The 6572-nt window shown below is 29.1% G+C and carries 5 protein-coding genes; all 5 read right to left on the bottom strand.

Annotated elements, in window-relative coordinates; genetic code table 11:
* Positions 1-106: 106 nt before the first annotated feature.
* Positions 107-1543 carry a carbon starvation CstA family protein gene (locus ACRC03_RS05040; protein WP_438651471.1) on the bottom strand — a complete coding sequence of 479 codons (1437 nt, stop codon included), beginning with the start codon at positions 1541-1543 and terminating at the stop codon, positions 107-109.
* 272 nt (positions 1544-1815) lie between these two features.
* Entirely contained in the window at positions 1816-3252 is a 1437-nt protein-coding gene (locus ACRC03_RS05035) for a carbon starvation CstA family protein (protein WP_438651470.1), read from the bottom strand.
* A 129-nt stretch (positions 3253-3381) separates the two neighbouring features.
* Complete coding sequence (locus ACRC03_RS05030; protein WP_438651469.1) at positions 3382-4125, bottom strand: LytR/AlgR family response regulator transcription factor; 744 nt, start codon at positions 4123-4125, stop codon at positions 3382-3384.
* Positions 4126-4136: 11 nt separating this feature from the next.
* A complete protein-coding gene (locus ACRC03_RS05025; protein ID WP_438651468.1) occupies positions 4137-5795 on the bottom strand; it encodes a LytS/YhcK type 5TM receptor domain-containing protein in 1659 nt (552 codons plus the stop codon).
* 144 nt (positions 5796-5939) lie between these two features.
* Positions 5940-6572, bottom strand: a 633-nt coding sequence (locus tag ACRC03_RS05020; protein ID WP_438651467.1) for a glutamate ligase domain-containing protein, incomplete at its 5' end; no start/stop codon positions are given.

Here is a 6572-nt window from a genome sequence, read left to right as displayed (position 1 = left end):
CTATCTATAAGTACTTAAAAATAAATTTACGTTGCACAAAATTTAATATTTTTTTATTATAATAACAAAAAAGTCTCCCTGTGAACAGGAAGACTTTTATTATATATTAAGCTATTTTTTTCTCATCTACTTTTCTTACTAACTTATCTTTATTTATCATAAATACTACAAATAATATTGCTGCTGCTCCTACTCCTACTGCATTAGAGAATGCAGCATTTAATTTAAATCCTTCTGGTGCTTGTAATATGTATGCTACTGATACAGAAGTCATAAATGTTGCTGGTATCATTGTCATTAGGTAGTGTGACTTGTTCTTTAATAAGTATACTGTTGATGCCCATAATACTATCATAGCTAATGTTTGGTTAGACCAAGCAAAGTATCTCCATATTATGTTGAAGTCTATTGTTGTTAAGAATATACATACTAGGAATAATGGTATTGCTAATATGAATCTATTCTTAAATCCTTCTTGCTTTATATTAAATGCATCAGCTATTGTAAGTCTTGCACTTCTAAATGCTGTATCTCCACTTGTTATTGGACAAGCCACTACTCCAAGTACTGCAAGTATTGCACCTATAGGTCCTAATAATTCTTTAGATAATACACTTACCACTCCAGATTGTCCACCAAACTCAGTTAAAGCCGCTTGTATAGATAAACTATCTCCAAAGAATGCTATTGTAACTGCACACCATATTAAAGCAACTATTCCTTCTACGACCATTGCTCCGTAGAATACTTTCTTAGTTTCAGTTTCGCTCTTTATACATCTCGCCATCATTGGTGATTGAGTTGCATGGAATCCTGATATTGCTCCACAAGCTATTGTTGTAAATAAGAACGGGAACATACTTAATCCTTCTGGATGTAAGTTTTGTAAAGTCATTTCAGGCATTGTCATAGTTCCGTTAAATTGACCTACAAACATAGCTCCACATAACCCGATTGCCATAAATAATAGTGCTGCTCCAAATATAGGATATATTTTACCTATTACCTTATCAACTGGCAATACTGTAGCTAACATGTAGTAAACTATTATAAGTACAACCCATATAGTTTTGTCTATTCCAGTCATTGATGTTAATAATCCTGCTGGAGATGTTACGAATACTGTACCAACTAATATAAGAAGTACTACTGAGAATACTCTCATAACAGTCTTCATTCTATCTCCTAAGTATATACCTACTATTTCAGATACCGAAGTACCATCATGTTTCATAGATATAACCCCTGAGAAGAAGTCATGTACTCCTCCTGCAAATATCGTTCCAAAAGTTATCCATAAGAACGCTACTGGTCCAAATAATGCTCCCATTATTGCCCCGAATATAGGTCCTGTTCCTGCTATATTTAAAAATTGTATTAAGAATACCTTATGCCAAGGCATTGGCATGTAATCTATACCATCTTCTAATCTTACTGATGGTGGTTGCTTTGCTCCACTTAAATCTACTGATTTCTCAACGAACTTACCATAAGTGAAATATCCACCTACAAGAATTGCTAAACAAATTAAAAATGTTATCATACCCTATCTCCTTTTAAGAAAATTGTTAAATAAAAATTAAAATTGTTAATTTTTCATTAAATTTATTATTACAGTAATATGATATAGCTTTTATAATTTTAAATATTTCTATTTACATGAAATGCATAATTTTATACATGAAATACATTTTTTAATACATAAATAAAGATGCCTATAAATCATTAAAGTAATGATTTATAGGCATCTTTTTAACTATTAACTAAGTAATAAAATATTTATTCGTCATATCCCTCAATCCAAATTATTTTTTACTAAGCAGTTTTCTGAGAATCTACATTTTTTACTAATTTCTCTTTATTAATCATAAACAATACTAATAATATAACAGCTGCTCCTGCTCCTACTGCATTAGATAATGTAGCATTTAACTTAAATCCTTCTGGTGCTTGTAGTATATAGGCTACTGATACATATGACATAAATGTTGCTGGTATTAATGTCATTAGGTAATGAGACTCATTTTTTAATAAGTACACTGTTGAAGCCCATAGTACTATCATCGCTAATGTTTGATTAGACCAAGCGAAGTATCTCCATATTATGTTAAAGTCTATTGTTGTTAAGAATATACCTACTACAAATAATGGTATTGCTAATATAAATCTATTCTTTAAACCTTCTTGTTTTATATTAAATGCATCAGCTATTGTAAGTCTAGCACTTCTGAATGCCGTATCTCCACTTGTTATAGGACACGCAACAACTCCTAGTACTGCAAGTATTGCACCTATTGGTCCTAGTAATTCTTTAGATATTACATTTACAACTCCAGATTGTCCACCATATTCAGTTAATGCTGCCTGGATTGATAAACTATCTCCAAAGAATGATATTGTTACTCCACACCAGATTAAAGCTACTATTCCTTCAACAACCATTGCTCCATAAAATACTCTTCTACTTTCAGATTCATTTTTTATACATCTAGCCATCATTGGTGATTGAGTTGCATGGAATCCTGATATAGCTCCACATGCTATTGTTACAAATAAGAATGGAAATAAACTTAATCCGTCTGGATGCATATTTTGTAAAGTCATCTCTGGCATTGACATACTTCCATTTAAGTTTCCTACAATCAAAGCACCACATAACCCTACTGCCATAAATAGTAATGCCGCTCCAAATAAAGGGTATATTTTTCCTATTATTTTATCTATAGGAAGCACTGTTGCAAGTATGTAATATATTATTATAGCTATAACCCATATATTTTTATCTATTCCTGTAATTGATGTTAATAATCCAGCTGGAGATGTTATGAATACTGTTCCAACTAATACAAGAAGTATAACTGAGAATACCCTCATAACAGTCTTCATTTTGTCACCTAGATATATACCTACTATTTCTGATATTGAACTTCCATCATGTTTCATAGATATAACGCCTGAGAAGAAATCATGTACTCCTCCTGCAAATATTGTACCAAATGTTATCCATAGAAATGCTACTGGTCCAAATAATGCCCCCATTATTGCTCCAAATATAGGCCCCGTTCCCGCTATATTTAAAAATTGTATTAGAAATACCTTATACCAAGGCATTGGCACATAATCTATGCCATCTTCTAGTCTTAGTGCTGGTGTCTGATTTGAATCAGTTAAGTCTACTGTTTTTGAAACAAATTTACCATAAGTAAAATATCCTACTATTAAAATAGCCAAACAAATTATAAAAGTTATCATACCATTCTCCCCTTTGTTAAAATAATTAATTTTTTTTTCAATTTATTATTACAATAATATGATAACTACTTTCTTTATTAAAAATCTTTTCTTTTACATCAAATACCTAATTTTGTAAATAAACTGCACTTATATATGCATTAATTTTCTAAAGTCTTTTATTTTACTTCTACTTACTGGAACTTCAGCGTTCAAGTCCTTTAATTTTAACTTATATGTATTATTAAACCAAGGTATTATCGCTTCTATTTTTGAAGTATTTACAATAAAAGACCTATGAGTTTTAAAAATTTTGTCACTAGCTAGGTTTTTTTCAAATTCAGTTATAGAACTTTTAACAACATACTTATCTTCTTTTGTAAATACTATAGTTTCTCTCTCATCTGCTTCGCAGTAATATATGTCATCTATTTTTACTACTATTAGTTTATCATTCTTCCAAAGACTAACTTTATCTAAGCTACCTTCAATAGATATAATTTTTGTATTTTTTTCTTTCTTATTATCTAACAGTACTTTGATATTTTCAAGTTTTTCAAGCATTGAAACTATTCTTTCTTCTGAGTAGGGTTTCAATATATAATCAAAAGCTTCCAGTTCAAAAGCATCTACAGCATGCTCTTTGTATGCAGTTATAAAAACTATTTTAGGCTTAACCTTAAAGTTATCTATTGTTCTAGCTAATAACATTCCATCTATCATTGGTATATTTATATCTAAAAATATTACATCTATAATATTTTCTTGAATAAATTTTAATACATCTACGCCATTATCAAACTCATCTATTATTTCTATATTACTAAAACTATTTATAAAATATTTTAACTCTTCTCTTGCTGGAAATTCGTCTTCAACTATTATCCCTTTCATTCAATCTCCCCCTAAATATAAAATTCTATTTTAGTGCCCGGTTCTAATTTTTCTATGATTAATCCACTACCATATATTAGTTTTAATCTTAAATGAACATTATATAGTCCAATTTTATTTTCTGGCATATCATCCTTGTACACTTTTTGTATTATTAATTCATCTATGGTTATGCCGTCATTTTCTACGCAAACTTTAATTTTATTTTCTTCTTTTCTTACTCCTATTTTTACAGTACCTGCTCCTCCATTACCTCTAATTCCATGTATTATTGCATTTTCTACTAGAGGTTGTATTATTAAACTAGGAATTTTAATATTTATTTCTTGATCTATATCATAAATTACATTTAGCTTGTCTCCAAATCTTGCTTTTTCTATTTCTACGTAAGATTTAACCTGCTCTAATTCTTTGCTTATTTCTATTAGATTATCGCTAATCTCTAAGTTGTATCTCATGTAAGTAGCCAAATTTATTATTAGGTCTCTAGCCTTATCTGGATCTATTCTTATAAAAGATGTTATTGTATTTAAAGCATTAAATAAAAAATGAGGATTTATTTGAGTTTGCAATGCTTTAATCTCTGCTTTATTTTTAGCTTCTTCTATCTTCTCTATTTTTGAAATTTCCATTAAAGTAGATATTATTTGAGATAATCCTATCGCTAAGGTCTTTTTAGAATGACTCATATCATACTTTTGGATATAGTAAATTTTTAAACTGCCTACTACTCCCTTAGTGTCTGTTAGTGGTATAATCATACCTGTTTTTAGCTTTACTCTTTCATTTAATGATTTTTCCTCTTCGTTAACCTGTATATTTAATATGGTATTTTTATTTATAGCTTCTTTTGTCATTGAACTAAGTTCTATATTTGGTGATTTAAAGTATTCTTCCCCTACACCTACATAGGCTAAAATTCTTTCATTATCAGTAATACTTACTGCGTCTGAATTTATTTCTTCTTTAATAATTTTGCATATCTTATTTAATGATTCTTCATTTATAGATCTGAAATATGGAAGAGTTTTATTTGCTATATCTAAAGCTAACTGTGATTGAAAAGCAGCTACTTCTTCTTTCTCTTTTTTTATTGTTTTTATAATAGATACCAAAATACCTATTCCTATTTGACCTACTATCATTGGTATGTAAATTTTACCTATTATATCTACTGCTAGTTCTTGAGGCTTAGACATTATGTATATTAAAATCATAGTTATACTCTCACAAATAATTCCACATAAAATACCATAAAACCACTGATACTTTTCAGGAATTTTTTCATTAAGAACCCCTGACAATATTCCTGCACAAATACTAGATACAAAACATGGCAAAGATGTTATTCCACCTACATCTATAACATATCTATGAAGCCCTGCTAAAAATCCCGAAGTTATACCTACTATGGGACCAAACATTATTCCACCTGATACTACAGATATTATTCTTGTATTAGCTAAAGAACCATTTACACTTATTCCATTATAATTACCTAATATACCAAGAAAACTAAATATCAAAGATATAACTATTAAGTCTTCTTTTTTATAATCTTCTTTTTGAAATATATATTTGAATTGCTTAACTTTAGTTATTATTATAAATAAAACTATTATTAAGCTAGTTTTTTCTAATAGTTGTACAAATAATTCCCCTTTATTCATATATCCTCCCTTTTATATCTACTTAATCATAAGAATATTTTAACACATTATTAACAAATTTTACTTTAATAACCTAAATTTTCTGCAAAAAAAGAGAACCCTTAATTATATAATTAAAGTTTCTCTTTTTTAACTTTTTAATTTTTAAGAAGATAAATTTTGTTTGTTGCTTTGTAATATCTTTTTTGCTGTATCAAGAACTATTTCTGTTTCACTAAATGGCAATCTTTCACCCTTTATTAATTGATACTCTTCATGACCTTTTCCAGCTAAAACTAGCATATCACCTTCTTGAAGTAGCATTACTGCTTTTTCAACTGCTGTTATTCTATCTGGCTCTACTATATACTCACAGTCACTTCCTTTGAAAGAATCTGCTATATCTTTTATTACTTCCATAGGCTCTTCAAAGTCTGGATTATCACTTGTTAATATACATAAGTCACACTCTCTTGCTGCTACATCTCCAAGTTCTTTTCTTCTTCCTTTTGTTCTTCCACCTACAGAACCAAATAAACAAATTAATCTATTGTGCTCATATTGTTGTAAAGTTTGTAGGATATTTTCTAAGCTTACTCCATTATGAGCGTAATCTATTATTACCGTTGCATAAGGAAGTGCTGGTAATACTTCTACTCTTCCTTTTACTTTAGCTTTTTGTAATGAGTCTAGTATTTCTTTTTTATCTATTCCTAAGTGTTTGCATACTGCTATAACTGCTAAAGCATTATAAACACTAAAAGTTCCAGGAGATGTTATATATGCTTTAAACTTCGA

It is taken from the genome of Romboutsia sp., assembly GCF_051659545.1.
In the GTDB taxonomy this organism is placed as follows: Bacteria; Bacillota; Clostridia; order Peptostreptococcales; family Peptostreptococcaceae; genus JBOFOR01.
This window is presented reverse-complemented; position numbering and strand designations above follow the sequence as displayed.

What these genes read in the sequence shown, in the direction of transcription:
- ACRC03_RS05040 (WP_438651471.1), bottom strand. Translation starts at nt 1,543, where the DNA reads ATGATAACATTTTTAATTTGTTTAGCAATTCTTGTAGGTGGATATTTC.
- ACRC03_RS05035 (WP_438651470.1), bottom strand. Translation starts at nt 3,252, where the DNA reads ATGATAACTTTTATAATTTGTTTGGCTATTTTAATAGTAGGATATTTT.
- ACRC03_RS05030 (WP_438651469.1), bottom strand. Translation starts at nt 4,125, where the DNA reads ATGAAAGGGATAATAGTTGAAGACGAATTTCCAGCAAGAGAAGAGTTA.
- ACRC03_RS05025 (WP_438651468.1), bottom strand. Translation starts at nt 5,795, where the DNA reads ATGAATAAAGGGGAATTATTTGTACAACTATTAGAAAAAACTAGCTTA.